This window comes from Xenorhabdus sp. TH1 (genome assembly GCF_037260955.1).
GTDB lineage: Bacteria > Pseudomonadota > Gammaproteobacteria > Enterobacterales > Enterobacteriaceae > Xenorhabdus > Xenorhabdus griffiniae.
Map to the genome: position 1 here is coordinate 1 of NZ_CP147736.1, position 14242 is coordinate 14242.

11 protein-coding genes and 1 pseudogene are annotated in these 14242 nt (G+C 38.6%); 7 read left to right on the forward strand and 5 right to left on the reverse strand.

What is annotated here, in order from left to right; all coding sequences use genetic code 11:
- Positions 1 to 33 precede the first annotated feature (33 nt).
- From WDV74_RS17930 to WDV74_RS17940, 3 genes and pseudogenes are all read left to right on the forward strand, one after another.
- Positions 34 to 771, forward strand: a complete 738-nt coding sequence (locus tag WDV74_RS17930; protein WP_338885863.1) for an alanyl-tRNA editing protein — start codon at positions 34 to 36, stop codon at positions 769 to 771.
- Positions 772 to 800: 29 nt separating this feature from the next.
- Positions 801 to 923 (forward strand): annotated as a pseudogene (locus WDV74_RS17935) (DNA polymerase III subunit chi); the annotation flags it as partial.
- A gap of 26 nt (positions 924 to 949) precedes the next feature.
- Entirely contained in the window at positions 950 to 3847 is a 2898-nt protein-coding gene (locus tag WDV74_RS17940; protein WP_338885864.1) for a valine--tRNA ligase, read from the forward strand.
- A 220-nt stretch (positions 3848 to 4067) separates the two neighbouring features.
- Here WDV74_RS17940 and WDV74_RS17945 read toward each other — a convergent pair whose 3' ends face one another.
- The 4 genes from WDV74_RS17945 to WDV74_RS17960 form a co-directional block, all read right to left on the reverse strand.
- Complete coding sequence (locus WDV74_RS17945; RefSeq protein WP_338885865.1) at positions 4068 to 5429, reverse strand: L-serine ammonia-lyase, iron-sulfur-dependent, subunit alpha; 1362 nt, start codon at positions 5427 to 5429, stop codon at positions 4068 to 4070.
- Between the two features lie 1237 nt (positions 5430 to 6666).
- Positions 6667 to 7539, reverse strand: coding sequence for a DMT family transporter (locus WDV74_RS17950; protein ID WP_338885866.1), 873 nt, complete (start codon positions 7537 to 7539; stop codon positions 6667 to 6669).
- Positions 7540 to 7545: 6 nt separating this feature from the next.
- On the reverse strand, positions 7546 to 8178 hold the full coding sequence (locus WDV74_RS17955; RefSeq protein ID WP_338885867.1) for a serine O-acetyltransferase: 633 nt from the start codon (positions 8176 to 8178) through the stop codon (positions 7546 to 7548).
- The gene (locus WDV74_RS17960) at positions 8175 to 9059 is read right to left on the reverse strand and encodes a cysteine synthase family protein (protein WP_338885868.1); all 885 of its coding nucleotides are present in this window, start codon (positions 9057 to 9059) and stop codon (positions 8175 to 8177) included. Before WDV74_RS17960 ends, WDV74_RS17955 begins: the two co-directional genes overlap by 4 nt.
- A gap of 732 nt (positions 9060 to 9791) precedes the next feature.
- Between WDV74_RS17960 and WDV74_RS17965 the strand changes: the two genes are divergently transcribed.
- The 4 genes from WDV74_RS17965 (at position 9792) to WDV74_RS17980 (ending at position 12724) form a co-directional block, all read left to right on the forward strand.
- Positions 9792 to 9959 (forward strand): hypothetical protein, encoded by a 168-nt coding sequence (locus WDV74_RS17965; RefSeq protein ID WP_338885869.1) that lies wholly within the window; start codon positions 9792 to 9794, stop codon positions 9957 to 9959.
- 81 nt (positions 9960 to 10040) lie between these two features.
- Positions 10041 to 10574: a plasmid pRiA4b ORF-3 family protein gene (locus tag WDV74_RS17970; RefSeq protein ID WP_338885870.1), complete on the forward strand. Its 534-nt coding sequence runs from the start codon at positions 10041 to 10043 to the stop codon at positions 10572 to 10574.
- Between the two features lie 144 nt (positions 10575 to 10718).
- A complete protein-coding gene (locus WDV74_RS17975) occupies positions 10719 to 11300 on the forward strand; it encodes a recombinase family protein (protein WP_338885871.1) in 582 nt (193 codons plus the stop codon).
- Between the two features lie 23 nt (positions 11301 to 11323).
- A complete protein-coding gene (locus WDV74_RS17980; RefSeq protein ID WP_338885872.1) occupies positions 11324 to 12724 on the forward strand; it encodes an ISKra4 family transposase in 1401 nt (466 codons plus the stop codon).
- A 366-nt stretch (positions 12725 to 13090) separates the two neighbouring features.
- Here WDV74_RS17980 and WDV74_RS17985 read toward each other — a convergent pair whose 3' ends face one another.
- Positions 13091 to 14107 carry an IS110 family transposase gene (locus WDV74_RS17985; protein ID WP_338885873.1) on the reverse strand — a complete coding sequence of 339 codons (1017 nt, stop codon included), beginning with the start codon at positions 14105 to 14107 and terminating at the stop codon, positions 13091 to 13093.
- Between the last annotated feature and the right edge of the window lie 135 nt (positions 14108 to 14242).

The following is a 14242-nucleotide window of genomic DNA, read 5'->3' on the forward strand; positions in this document are numbered from 1 at the left end:
TATAATTATGAATTCAAAACCGAGAAAGTCATTATGAACTTAAATGAAATTTACAAACTCCCCCCGACAAAACGTATATACAATCAAGAACCATATCAAAAAACTCAGGAAGCCACAGTTCTATACACAGAAGATAATATCGCCATTTTTGATAAAACAATATTTTATGCTGAATCAGGTGGGCAGATTTATGATATAGGAATAATTAATGGATTACATGTTACAAATGTTCAAAAAATACTTGGGGAATATAAAGTTGTTAAAAACCCAAAATGCTCAAATGTTCCATCAGTGAAAATAAATACAAGAATCATTCACACATTCGATGAGAAAGTAACATTTAGTGTTGGTGAAAAAGTAGTGATGCAAATAGATTGGGAAAGAAGGTATAACATCATGAAAAATCATACTCTATCCCATTTTTTATTTTATGGAATAACTGAATGCTTTAAGGAAGCAGGTGAGGATCTTTTCTTAAAAGGATGTTCTATTAATGATACTAAAGCGACATTCTCTATTAATAATAATATACCCAATGATATTTTTGAAAAAATAAAAAATAAAGTTTCATCAAAAATAAAGCCTAATGGTTTCATAAAAATGATTCCAGAACCAACAAACAATGAGGTTTTTTATTGGGAATTTGATGGCGTTATCATTCCATGTGGCGGGACTCATGTAAACAATATGAATGAAATATCAAAATATGAAATACAAAAAAAATCAGGGGGGAAAGGAAAATCTAAGATATCTATCTTATTAAGAGAATAATGGTTCTGTCGCTAGCACGGCTTCCGCAGTTTGCTACAACTTTTCATGAAGTAAAAAACTTTATTCTTATTGATAAAAATCTGAAACAGTTAGCTCACGAACGATATAAATTTTATCGTAGCGTCGGCTTTAATTTGACCATGGCAACCCCCGACAACCTATTAAATATCAAAATAAAATGGAAAAGACACCCGCTACTAAAACGCAATCTGAGTCATCTCTCGATAAAACGTATAACCCGACAGAGATAGAGCAACCTCTTTACGATCACTGGGAAAAGAGTGGTTATTTCAAGCCAAATGGCGACACCAGCCGTGAAAGCTTCTGCATCGTCATTCCGCCGCCAAATGTGACTGGTAGCCTGCATATGGGGCATGCCTTCCAGCAGACTATCATGGATACGATCGTGCGTTACCAGCGTATGCAGGGCAAAAACACGCTGTGGCAGGTCGGTACTGACCATGCGGGCATCGCAACGCAAATGGTTGTTGAGCGCAAAATCGCAGCTGAAGAAAGCAAAATTCGCTACGATTATGGTCGCGATGCTTTTATTGACAAGATTTGGCAGTGGAAAGCGGAATCCGGTGGCACAATCACTAACCAGATGCGTCGTCTGGGTAACTCTGTGGATTGGGAGCGTGAACGCTTCACCATGGATGAAGGGTTGTCAAAAGCCGTTAAAGAAGCCTTCGTACGCATGTATCAGGATGACCTGATTTATCGTGGTAAGCGTCTGGTTAACTGGGATCCAAAACTGCGCACAGCAATTTCTGATATCGAAGTTGAAAACCGCGAAGTAAAAGGTTCAATGTGGCATCTGCGTTATCCATTAGCAGATGGTGCGAAAACAGCCGAAGACAAAGATTATCTGGTTGTTGCGACAACCCGTCCGGAAACGGTGCTGGGAGATACCGGTGTTGCAGTTAACCCGGAAGATCCACGTTACAAGGAGCTGATTGGCAAAGAGATCATTCTGCCACTGGTAAACCGTCGTATTCCTATCGTGGGCGATGAGCACGCTGATATGGAAAAAGGTACTGGTTGTGTGAAAATCACTCCGGCCCACGATTTCAATGACTATGAAGTGGGTAAGCGTCACAGCCTGCCGATGATCAATATCCTGACACTCAACGGTGATATCCGCGAAGCCGCAGAGGTGTTCAATAGCAATGGTGAAGCTTCTGACGCTTATTCAACCGAGATCCCGGCTGAATACCGTGGCATGGAACGTTTTACCGCCCGTAAAGCTATCGTTACTGAATTCGAAAAACAGGATCTGCTGGTAGAAATCAAACCTCACGATCTGACCATTCCTTATGGTGACCGTGGTGGTGTGGTCATCGAGCCAATGCTGACCGACCAGTGGTATGTCCGCACTGCGCCGCTGGCAAAAGTGGCGATTGAAGCCGTTGAAAATGGCGATATCCAGTTCGTACCAAAACAATACGAGAACATGTACTACTCTTGGATGCGTGATATTCAGGATTGGTGTATTTCCCGTCAGTTGTGGTGGGGTCACCGTATTCCGGCATGGTATGACGCAGAAAGCAATGTCTACGTTGGTCGCGATGAAGAAGAAGTTCGCCGCGAAAACAATCTGGGCGCAGATATTACTCTGACTCAGGACGATGATGTGCTGGATACCTGGTTCTCTTCTGGTCTATGGACATTCTCCACCCTCGGCTGGCCTGAACAGACTGAAGCATTGAAAACATTCCATCCGACAGATGTACTGGTCAGTGGCTTCGATATCATCTTCTTCTGGATTGCCCGCATGATCATGATGACCATGCACTTCATCAAAGATGAAGACGGTAAACCTCAGGTGCCATTCAAGACTGTCTATATGACAGGTCTGATCCGCGATGAAGAAGGCCAGAAGATGTCTAAATCTAAAGGGAACGTTATCGACCCTCTGGATATGATTGACGGCATTCCGCTGGAAAATCTGCTGGAAAAACGTACCGGCAATATGATGCAGCCACAAATGGCAGAGAAAATCCGCAAGCGTACTGAAAAGCAGTTCCCTGAAGGCATTGAAGCCCACGGTACTGACGCCCTGCGTTTCACTCTGGCGGCACTGGCTTCCACGGGTCGTGATATCAACTGGGATATGAAACGCCTGCAAGGTTATCGCAACTTCTGTAACAAACTGTGGAACGCCAGCCGTTTCGTGCTGATGAACACCGAAGGGCAGGACTGTGGTCAGAATGGTGGCGAAATGTCACTGTCACTGGCCGATCGCTGGATCCTTGCAGAGTTCAACCAGACAGTGAAAGCTTATCGCGAAGCGCTGGATACTTACCGTTTCGACATCGCTGCTAATATTCTTTATGAATTCACGTGGAACCAATTCTGTGACTGGTATCTGGAACTGTCCAAACCAGCTATCAATAAAGGTTCTGAAGCAGAAGTCCGCGCAGCGCGCCATACTCTGATTGAAGTATTGGAAGGTCTTCTGCGTCTGGCTCATCCAATCATTCCATTCATCACCGAAACCATCTGGCAACGCGTGAAAGTGGTTAAAGGCATTGATGCAGATACCATCATGCTGCAATCTTTCCCTGAATTCGATCAGGAGAAAGTTGATGAATTAGCGCTGAATGATCTGGAGTGGATTAAAGAAGCGATCATCGCAGTACGTAACATTCGTGCAGAAATGAACATCGCACCAAGCAAGCCACTGGAAGTTCTGCTGCGTGATGCGAATGATGATGTACAACGCCGCGTCGCTGAAAACCTGAACTTCCTTCAGGCAATGGGTCGTCTATCCTCTGTTACCGTTCTGGCAGCAGGAGAAGAAGCACCTGTTTCTGTGACCAAGCTGATCAACGGTGCAGAAGTGCTGATCCCAATGGCTGGTTTGGTAGACAAAGATGCGGAACTGGCACGTCTGGATAAAGAAATCGAGAAGCTGGATAAAGAAATCAGTGGTATCGAAGGCAAACTGTCCAACGAAGGATTTGTCAGCCGTGCACCAGAAGCAGTTGTTGCCAAAGAGCGTGAGCGTCTGGCAACAAACAATGCAGCTAAAGAAAAATTACTGGCACAGAAAGCAACTATCGTTGTTCTGTAAAATTTTTTTTCGTTTAATTTGTATAGCCTCCGGAGACAGGATTTAAAGGGTTCTGTCGCATTTTATTCATTGCCTGTTCCTTCCCAGAACGGTTTTGGGCGTTCACCAAAACTTTGCTCTTAGAACAGGCAATACGTCAGTCCCTTATCCAGAATTCAAGTTAGCTACTTTGTAAGTAGCTCAATTACAGCCATATATTAAGCAGTATAACTGGTTGTATTTATTTTATTTCACTATATGACTTGAGTGAGTTAGTAGAAATTTTTGCCTTGTGAGTCATAATTTCTATAATGTGGGTATCTGTTTGCTGCATGGCATGACGGGCAAGTGAGCATAAGTTGGCTATAGATTGATCTATATCATCGGAGACAATTCCATCACTGCCAGTGACATAACTATTGTCCAAAGCCATTAGTACAGCCTTATAGGCCGCACTAGCACCAGTAGATACTTTCATTGCACAACTATTGGAAGCGCCATCGCAAATCATACCGCTAATATCACCGATCATACTACAAATTGCCATCGCAATAGGCTGATAACGTGGTTCTATCAGCCATGCAATACCCGCTGCGGCTCCCATAGATGCTGTAGTTGCGGCACAAAGCGCTGAAAGAGTTGGTAGTTTATTGTGTATATAAATTGCGATGAGGTGAGATAATATTAATGCACGAGCTAATTGTTCCTCACTACTCTGTAAATGTTCAGCAACTACAACTACAGGCATTGTGGCTGCAATCCCCTGATTACCAGAACCTGAATTACTCATAGCAGGTAGGATTGAGCCTCCCATACGCGCATCGGAAGCTGCTGAGGTACGGATCATTATGTCAGAAAGAAGATCTTGTGCTAATAATCCTTTATCACGTTGACGTTGTAATGTCATACCAATATGTAGTCCATATTGTTCGGTGAGTCCCGCTCGAGATAGGGCATTATTTAAGTGAGCGGCCTCCAAAATAAAACGTATATCTTCATAAGGTACTTTTATTGAAAAATCATAAATTTGTAAGGCTGTTGCTTGCTCCAAACAATACACTTCCTCATGATCATAAATTTGTTGCATATCATTAATTGTCTGAGAATGTTTGTCGAAAATAATTTGATTGTTATGAACAATCTTCACAACTTGAGTATGGTTGCCTGAAATAGTAACTGTAGCGAATTCATTTTTGTGAAATACTGTTACTTCTAAATACAAAATATCATCACAAGGTTGTTGGATATCAACGGTGACAGCTCCCTGCTGCAATAGTGTTTTGCTTTGGGCTATGGCATCGGGTGGTACTTGCTGTAGAACCTCCAAACCAGCATTAGGGTTACCCCCCAATGCACCTAAAATAGCCGCAATTGGTAAGCCGACCATTCCCGTACCAGGTACAGTAACTCCCATGCCATTTTTCATTAAATTGGGCGATACTAGTGCACTAACTCGGTGAGCAGGCCCCGACAAATAGGATGCAGCTATCGCAGAGGCCAAAGCCAGTGAAATCGGTTCAGTACATCCTACAGCGGGTTTCACTTCCTGCTTAACTGCACGAATAAACTCATTCCATAATAGTACATTTTTCTTCTCACTCATAAATAACCCTTAATTATAATTTAAATTTGTGTATTCTTTATTTTTCAAGTTTAATATTTAAATATGATTACTATCATTCAAAAAAATTGATTACTATAAAAATATTTATATTAGTAAAAACAAAAATATGAACACATAACAAACCACAGTAAATACAATAAAAATAAGTTACTTTTATAAGAATGAAGGCTAGGAATTTTATAAAATAAATACATTTAAATAAGAAAACCAAAAAATTAAAAATATTCAAACGCAAATGTAAATAGAGCTTAAAACTATAAAAATATCAATAATAGAGATTCACAACAAGAATATTGTTACTATCCCTATCAGTTCACTATTATGAAAATACATTTGGTATATTTACTAAAATAACAATTCATTTACATCCATCATTCATTATTTTTTCAGTTTAGATAAATCGGATAAAATTATTTATAGCGAACCCTTAAGCTGATTTATTTAAACTCTAAACATAAAAAAATTATAATTGAAAATATATTTAATAGGATAATTACCACGATGATTCAATCCCAATAAATAATTGTATTCAATCGCGATTGCTGTATAAAAATACCACAAAGTGTATTGTTTTAATAATATATTTTTATCATCACAGAAAAAACAAGTAATAAGCCAATATTATATAGATGCCACACTCTTACCTTGGATCAACTATGTGTTGATGAAATAAATAATTTTTCCGCCACCATCAAACCGGAGCGTTTAAATAAACGTTGTTCATCATGGGGAAAAATTCCACAAAGATACAAATTAAAATTAATCCATAGAACTATTTTTCGGATAAAGTTTTTTTGGTAAAAAACATTTGTAGATAATAGATTTCATTGTTAGTAATAATGGCATAACACACAAACATTCAGATGGCTCTCATAATAAAATAAAGTGCATCTAACAAAACCCCATAATTGCTATTTTTTTGAGATTGTGAAAATAGATGAATTGTCATACACATATTTTTTCCATAATAATTTTTTAAAAAACTAAACATTATATATATAAAACATATCTCATACATCAACCCTCTAAATAATCAATTTGTGATTCCAATGTGTTTTATTTAAAAACTTTAAATCTATATATCATTTATATTTCCGTCTAATTATATACAATATCATATTTTATTTTCTCTCCTACTCATAGTTATAATATTACAGACTACTAGACAGGGACTACTAGTAGCCCCTAAAAAAGTACCTGTGAATATAGTGTTATTTTACCTAGTCGTCTTTTTCGACCAAAAAACACCAAATAAAACTATAAACATGGCAATTATTTCAATGAGTGATATTCTTTCATTAAATATAAAATAAGCATATATAGCTGATATTACAGGTTGAGTCAAGACTAGTACTGATGCTAATAATGATGTTATTTTCCCTAAACAATAGCTTAATCCACCTTGACCAAGTATTTGTGAGAATAGGGCTAATAATATTAAAGGCCACCATTCACTATATCCTTTCGGAATAGAAATTCCTTCAATAATAAAAGCAGCTGGAAACAAAACAAGCAGAGTCCCAAATGCACTATAAAACATTATAACTATAGCGTTAACTTTATCTCTCATCTTATAAACGATAGATAAGAATAACCCATAAAAAATAGACGTGGCAAATGCAAGAGAATCACCAAACAAAGAATACCCGTTATTAAAATCCTTTCCTTTTATTAAAAGAAAAACCCCAACTATTGTTATAATAACACCAAATAAAAACCCACTTGGAACTTTTTCCTTATATATAAAAAATGAGATTGGTATTATTGTAAATGGCACTAGATTTGCCAATAAATTTGCATTTGCTACAGTTGTATGGTAAAAAGATATATTCCAAAGCAACAAATCAAACCCTAAAAAAATACCAGAAAATAAAATTATAAAAATTTCTTTTAAACTTATTTTGGCCTTTTCCTTATCACTTATGATGAAAGGGAGAAGAATAGGAATAGATAGTAAAACTCTATAAAGCCCAGTATTTACAGGTCCCAACTCACTAATTTTTACAAATATTCCACCAAGAGCAAGGAAACTTATCGATAGGATGACGAGAAAAACATTGAAGCTTTCTTTTTCTCTTAGTTTTAACATGATAAATTACCTTACAACAGAAATATTTGATATATTAATAACTTTTGAATTATCGGGTATTGATTCTTTTACTATTAACCTTGGTGATATTTTAACATTATCTCCTATTTTTATATCACCTATTAAGCTAACAAACCCCGCCACTTCAACATTATTTCCTATGGATGGATGTCGTTTACCTTCTTTATTATTTGCTATTTTCGATGCTCCTAATATTACAGATTGTAAAATATAACAATCATCACCTATAATACATGTTTCACCTATAACTGTTCCTACCCCATGATCAATAACAAACCTTTTTCCTATCTTACATGCAGGATGGATTTCTATTCCTGTTTTTACTTTTGCTTTTTCAGAAATTAATTTAGCAATACCATACTGCCCCTTCTGATACATTAATGATGCTATCCGATAACAGACAACAGAAAAGTATGAGCTATAACAAATAGCCACATAATTAGGATTGTTTTTTGCTGAAGGATCTTTTTCAGAAAAAGCAATAGCATCAAGTTTAGCTTTCTCTGATATATTCAATATATCCTCATCATTTAAATGAAATATTTTAAAGTCATGAATTATTTTATAAATAACTCCATTGACTATAAAGTTTAAATTCATTTTCATTTCAGGACTCATAAATAACTCCGACCGCTATCAGGAGCAACAGTAATAATATTATTTTCTTTTGTATATTTTTTTGATAATTTTAAGGCCGCTAATATATTAGCACCTGAAGATATACCGACAAAAAGCCCTTCCTTTTTACACAAATGTTTTCTTAGCTCTTGTACTTCATCAAAATCAATACTTATAGTTCCATCTATTTTATCTTTATTTACAAAATCAGGTATCATTCCTACAGCAGTAGCTTCAATTTTATGAGGGTTAAAAATACCATTTAAAATATCACACTCTTTAGGTTGTACTGCGAAAATTTTTATATTTTCATTAAATTCTTTTAATCTATTACCAACTCCAACTATAGTCCCCCCACTTCCAATAGAACAAATAAATGCTGCAATATTCCCATTCATTTGTTTTATTATTTCTACTCCAGTTGTTAAATAGTGTGCTTTAGGGTTTGATAAATTGCTAAATTGATCTAGACAAATATATTTATTACTACTTTTCAAAATTTCATTAGCTAATCTTATATGTGATCCAGGTCCAGTTTTATGATCAGATAAAATTATCTCAGCTCCGTATTGCTTTAATACACTCATTTTCTCATTACTGAAATTATCAGGAATAACTAATGTGAGTTTATAACCTTTAATGGAGGAAGGAACCGCCAACCCTAACCCAGTATTTCCTCCTGTGGGTTCTAATAAATGATCTCCTGATTTTAATCTTCCAGATAATTCAGCATCATATATCATCTGAAACCCAACTCTAGATTTAACACTTCCACCTGGATTGAATTTCTCCAATTTAACCCAAACGGATCCATAATTATAACCATATATGTTTTTTATATTTACTAAAGGGGTATTCCCCATGTAATTAGTTATTTTCACAATATACTCCAATTGATTTTTTCGTAAAATTTAATAAAGAAATTTTAGTGCTAATTTATTGTTTTTACATAAGAAAAACATACCTATGATAGTTACCTTTTAAAGTTAATTAAGAAAAAATAAAATTAGTATTTTTATTAAATACCATACTGCTTATGTTTTTTTTACACTGTTAATATTCATTAGTTTAAAAAACCATTTTCATCAGATAATGTTAAAAATCAAATAATCCCTCGCAGAAATATATTAATTGATTTTTTTAAAAATGCAATTTCAGACAATTATACTAAATTTAGTATAAAATAAATTTCAATAATGTATCTTCAAGTTTTTTGATTATAGAATCAAAAATCACAGGACTCCCGCCAATCTCAACTTTATTAAAAACAATTATATTTTTTCGCAATATTATATTAACTTTTCTCATAAAACAAGAAATTGGTAAAAATAATTAAAAGAAAGTTTGCGATTATTTAATCTTTTAATAATTACAATTATAATTATTAAAAGTGATAGTCATTACATTAAAAGACTCATTATTATAAAAAAACAACTCTAAATGACTTTTCAAAATGGTAGGAGTGTCAAAGAAACTCAGTCCCATTTTTGCGAATTTAGATTTCCCAGAAACAAAAAAGCAGAAAGAAGGAGAGACCATAAAAATTTGTGGGGCACTCTGTTCAATCGGCGATAGAATGAGCAATTAAACCTATTTTTCTCAGATAGCTCACCATGAAAACCTATATTGTGAAAGTGGCTCTTCGGAGGACAAGTCCAATGGTCTGGCGCCGATTCAGGCTATCAGGCGAGACATCTTTAGCAGCTTTTCATTATATTATTCAGATCGCGCAGGGAGTAGAGCATAAAAATGTGTGGGGCACTTTGTTAAATCGACGATAGAATAAGCAATAAATCGTATTTATTTGGCGCTTCACCATGAAAGCCTATGTCGTTAAAGTTGTCCTCTGAGGTATTAGTCCAATGGTCTGGCACCGATTCAGATTATCAGGTGGGACTTCTTTAGCTGCTTTTCACTATATCATTCAGATAGCACAAGGATGGCAGGATGATCACCTGCATCAATTCCGTATTGATGGCAAAAATTATGGCATTTCTTATGAAGGTGGGATCGGCTTTCTGGATAACCCTTACAAAATTACGCTGGATGATTTTGAATTTGATGCCGGTGAGCGCTTTACCTACGAATACAACTTTTTCGAGCACTGGATTCATGATATCCGTATTGAAACACTTCTCGAAAACTCACGCCTGAAGTCGCCTTTTTGTTTGGCCGGAAACAGAATGCCCGGTGCCACGCCAGAGGATGAAGCGATGAAAACCCTGGCACTACTCAATGCAATTATTCATGCTGATGACACAACCCCCGTCAGAAAAATTCGCCCATTGATAGATGATCTGGATACTGTCCGATTCAACCGCCGAAAGGTGAATCGCCAATTAAGTCAGCTTAACCTTAATGCTCCGGAACTGGAGTCGATGGTGATAGGGCTGTAGCGGATAGAATGATCGGTATCCATAAAGGTATACCTTTTCATCCGCGCTAAAAACAAGTCGATAACACTCTATAAACCTCAGAAAAATTAATTTTATAGAGTATTCTATAAATCTTTACTAGGTTTAAAGACTTTTGAGGGTAGTATGCACTATGCCTATATCCGGGTGAGTTCGGTTGACCAGCACGTTGATCGCCAGAAAGAGACACTGTCTGCATCCGGTATTAAAATTGACAAAATCTATATCGAACAGGCCAGTGCGAAAAACATCAACCGGCCACAGCTCCAGGCTATGCTTCAACAGGTCAGAACCGGCGACACGATAGTTGTTCACTCCATCGATCGGTTATGTCGCAATATGATGGATATGTGTACTCTGACCCTGCGTTTACGTAAACAAGGTATTACATTGATCTTTCTGAAAGAGCAGCTCACGTTTAGTGCCAACGAGAGCACGCCTATGCAAGAGCTGCAACTGCATATGATGTCGGCTTTCAGTCAGTTTGAACGGGCACTCATTCGAGAGAGGCAAACCGAAGGGATCGCTGCGAAAAAACAGCGTGGAGAACGAACGGGCAGGCCGCCTGCGGAGATCAGTAAATTGCCTCAAATAGACGCGTTACGAGCGAAAGGCATCAAGTTAAAGCTGGCTTGCGATAACGTGGGGTTAGGCGTTTCTACGTATTATAAATTGCGTCACCAGCTAAAAAACGGGGGAAGACGGTAGCCATCCCCCGAGAGGACAGCACCATGCAATTCACAATCCAAATCGCGATGGTCGATAAATCGGGGCATCGCCATACTGAGACTCTATTCACGATAGAAAAACAGAAGGATTCCCCCAATGACATTGAGCTTTCCCTGTCTGAATCCAAATTGCTTTTGAATGCTATCCAGCAATCGGTGATCCAGAAACAGGCGGCTGAATACCTGAATGAACATCGTGTTTGCCCTCATTGTCAACGAAACCGGCGGATAAAAGGCAAACAGACCATTCAATACCGTACCTTGTTTGGCATTATTCCCGTGGAGGGATTTCGGGTTTACCGGTGTGCGTGTGAGAAACATTCAACCCAAACCGTTAGCCTGCTCAATCACTGGTGTGATACGCATACTCATCCGGAACTTAAATACATAGAAACCCGGTGGGCATCACTGATGTCTTATGGATTGACCGCCAGTCTGCTCAAAGATATTCTCCCGGTGGAAGAACACGTTAATGCCGCCACCGTCAGAAATCATCTTTGCCAGACAGCCAAGAGACAAGAGGCCGAATTAGAGGAGTTACCTGATTTTCTCACCGGCGATCCCAGAGAATGGGAAAACTTACCTAAACCGGGAAAATCGATGACGGTGGGCATTGATGGCGGCTACGTCAGAAATCGGGACGACAGAAAACATCATTTCGAAGTCATAGCCGGAAAATCATTCGCGTCTAATGTTCCGACCAAACGTTTTGGTTTTGTGCAATGTCTGGAAAATCATCCCCGAAGAAAACTCATCGCCCAGCTATCCTCACAGGGAATGCAGGCGAATCAACAAATTACTTTCTTATCGGATGGTGCTGATAATCTCAGGGATCTGCAATTTAACCTGTACCCCGAATCCCAGCACGTATTGGATTGGTTTCATATCACGATGCGTCTGACAGTACTAAAACAATATGCCAAAGGAGTATCAAAAAGCGCACCTGAACTCGGTGCAGAATTATTGGACTCTTTAACCAGTACAAAATGGTATCTTTGGCATGGAAATGTGATGAAGGCATTAGAACACCTGGATGATTGTGCCGCTATGTGTGATGAGGACATATTGCATTATGAAAATAAGAAATCCTTGTCAAAACATATCGATGAAATGTATACCTATATTGAAAATAACCGCATGATGATCCCGAATTACGGTGAAATGTACCGATATGGTGAACCCATTTCCTTTTCATTTGTTGAATCGACGATCAATGAAGTGATTGCCAAACGGATGGTGAAAAAACAGCAGATGCAGTGGAGCCAGCAAGGTGCTCATTACTTACTCCAGACCCGCACAGCCGTACTGAATGATGATTTGAAAACCCAATTTGAGCATTGGTATCCGGGCATAAAATTAAATGACGAAACGGAGCATTGTTGGACAGAATCGGTTGCCGCATAAATGCTCCACGTATTTTTATGCTCTATATGAACGCATCCCATTTGCAAGACAAAAATTACTCTGGCATCGACGGTAGGTTGCAGCTCTATATCCGTACATGAACTCCCGCTTATGTGCAAGATAAGTTCGTTGAATGACGGTCATAATTGCGTTCGTACATTCGGCTTCTGTGTTTGCAGGTTATTTTCTGCTGAGCCATGATGGATATATGCACACCTGCTCCTTATCGGCCTTCAGACCTTTATTCATTCTTGGTCGTCGGATATATCAGGTTTTGCAGGTGTTGGTTTGACCGATCTCCCATCTCACTTTTCCTGCGCAATTAGCAAGATCAATACAGCTAAAATAAATTTCATTCCCCTGTGATTACGATGTCACTCTGAACTTTTCTTCACCCATTAGTATCACCCATGATATTCTGGCGATCTTATTTGCCAGCGCGATAGCCACAATATTTACCGGACGGCGCTGCATCAGTTTTTTTATCCAATCGCCATAGTTATCATGCCTTCGGTTTATGTGGTAAATCACGGCTCTGGCGCCCTGAACCAGCAACTTTCGTATATAACTATCACCCCGTTTCGTTATTCCGGCGAGTCGGGTTTTTCCACCACTGGAATATTGCCTGGGAGTTAACCCTAGCCAGGCAGAAAAGTGTCGGCCATTCTTGAACAGACCAGGATCCCCAACGCGACTGACAATGGCCGTGGCGATCACCGGCCCAATACCGGGAATGGTGGCTAACCGTTGACAGGCATCGTTATCTTTGAAATATCTGTCAATCATTTCGTTAAGCTCACCGATCCACGCCTGTAAACAGGATAATTGTTCAAGATACATCTTGCCCAGCTTTCTCAGGATAGGGGTTATCACGGACTCACCGTCCTCTATAAGCTCAAGGAGACCTTTTTTTAGCGAAGACAGCCCGGTCGGAAATATGATGCCTTCTTCTGAAAACAGACTCCGGATCTGATTTGATTTAGCTGTTCTTTCCTGAATAGCTCCTTCCCGTATTCGGTGCAATGACTGTAATGATTGCTGCTCAGCACTTTTTATGGGCACACAGTGAATATCCCGTCTTGTTACTGCCATACAGATCGCAGCAGCATCATTAGCATCATTTTTTCCACTAACAACAAAAGGTTTAACGTATTGGGTTGGCAACAAATGAACCGTATGCCCCAGTTTTCTCAATTCCCGAGCCCAATAATGTGCACTATGGCAGGCTTCAATCCCAATGAGTGCAGGCTCCAGAGTCGCAAAAAACTTCAACACACTATTTCGACGTAACTTTCGTTTAATAGTGGCTATGCCACGGTGGTTGGTCCCATAAACTTGAAAAATATTTTTAGCAATATCAAGACCGATGATGAGATTAGGCATAATCTCCTCCCAAAGCTGGCTGGATTTTATTGATGAATTCCCATCTTACTCCGTGAGGAGCGGGAGTTCATAACATCAGCCTTATTGCAGCCAGAGCTGCGGGCCTCGATGTAATCCGCTGACTGGCTCCTCACT

Coding starts and splice junctions, on each gene's coding strand:
- WDV74_RS17930 (WP_338885863.1), top strand. CDS start 34: ATGAACTTAAATGAAATTTACAAACTCCCCCCGACAAAACGTATATAC.
- WDV74_RS17940 (WP_338885864.1), top strand. CDS start 950: ATGGAAAAGACACCCGCTACTAAAACGCAATCTGAGTCATCTCTCGAT.
- WDV74_RS17945 (WP_338885865.1), bottom strand. CDS start 5,429: ATGAGTGAGAAGAAAAATGTACTATTATGGAATGAGTTTATTCGTGCA.
- WDV74_RS17950 (WP_338885866.1), bottom strand. CDS start 7,539: ATGTTAAAACTAAGAGAAAAAGAAAGCTTCAATGTTTTTCTCGTCATC.
- WDV74_RS17955 (WP_338885867.1), bottom strand. CDS start 8,178: ATGAGTCCTGAAATGAAAATGAATTTAAACTTTATAGTCAATGGAGTT.
- WDV74_RS17965 (WP_338885869.1), top strand. CDS start 9,792: ATGAAAACCTATATTGTGAAAGTGGCTCTTCGGAGGACAAGTCCAATG.
- WDV74_RS17970 (WP_338885870.1), top strand. CDS start 10,041: ATGGTCTGGCACCGATTCAGATTATCAGGTGGGACTTCTTTAGCTGCT.
- WDV74_RS17975 (WP_338885871.1), top strand. CDS start 10,719: ATGCACTATGCCTATATCCGGGTGAGTTCGGTTGACCAGCACGTTGAT.
- WDV74_RS17980 (WP_338885872.1), top strand. CDS start 11,324: ATGCAATTCACAATCCAAATCGCGATGGTCGATAAATCGGGGCATCGC.
- WDV74_RS17985 (WP_338885873.1), bottom strand. CDS start 14,107: ATGCCTAATCTCATCATCGGTCTTGATATTGCTAAAAATATTTTTCAA.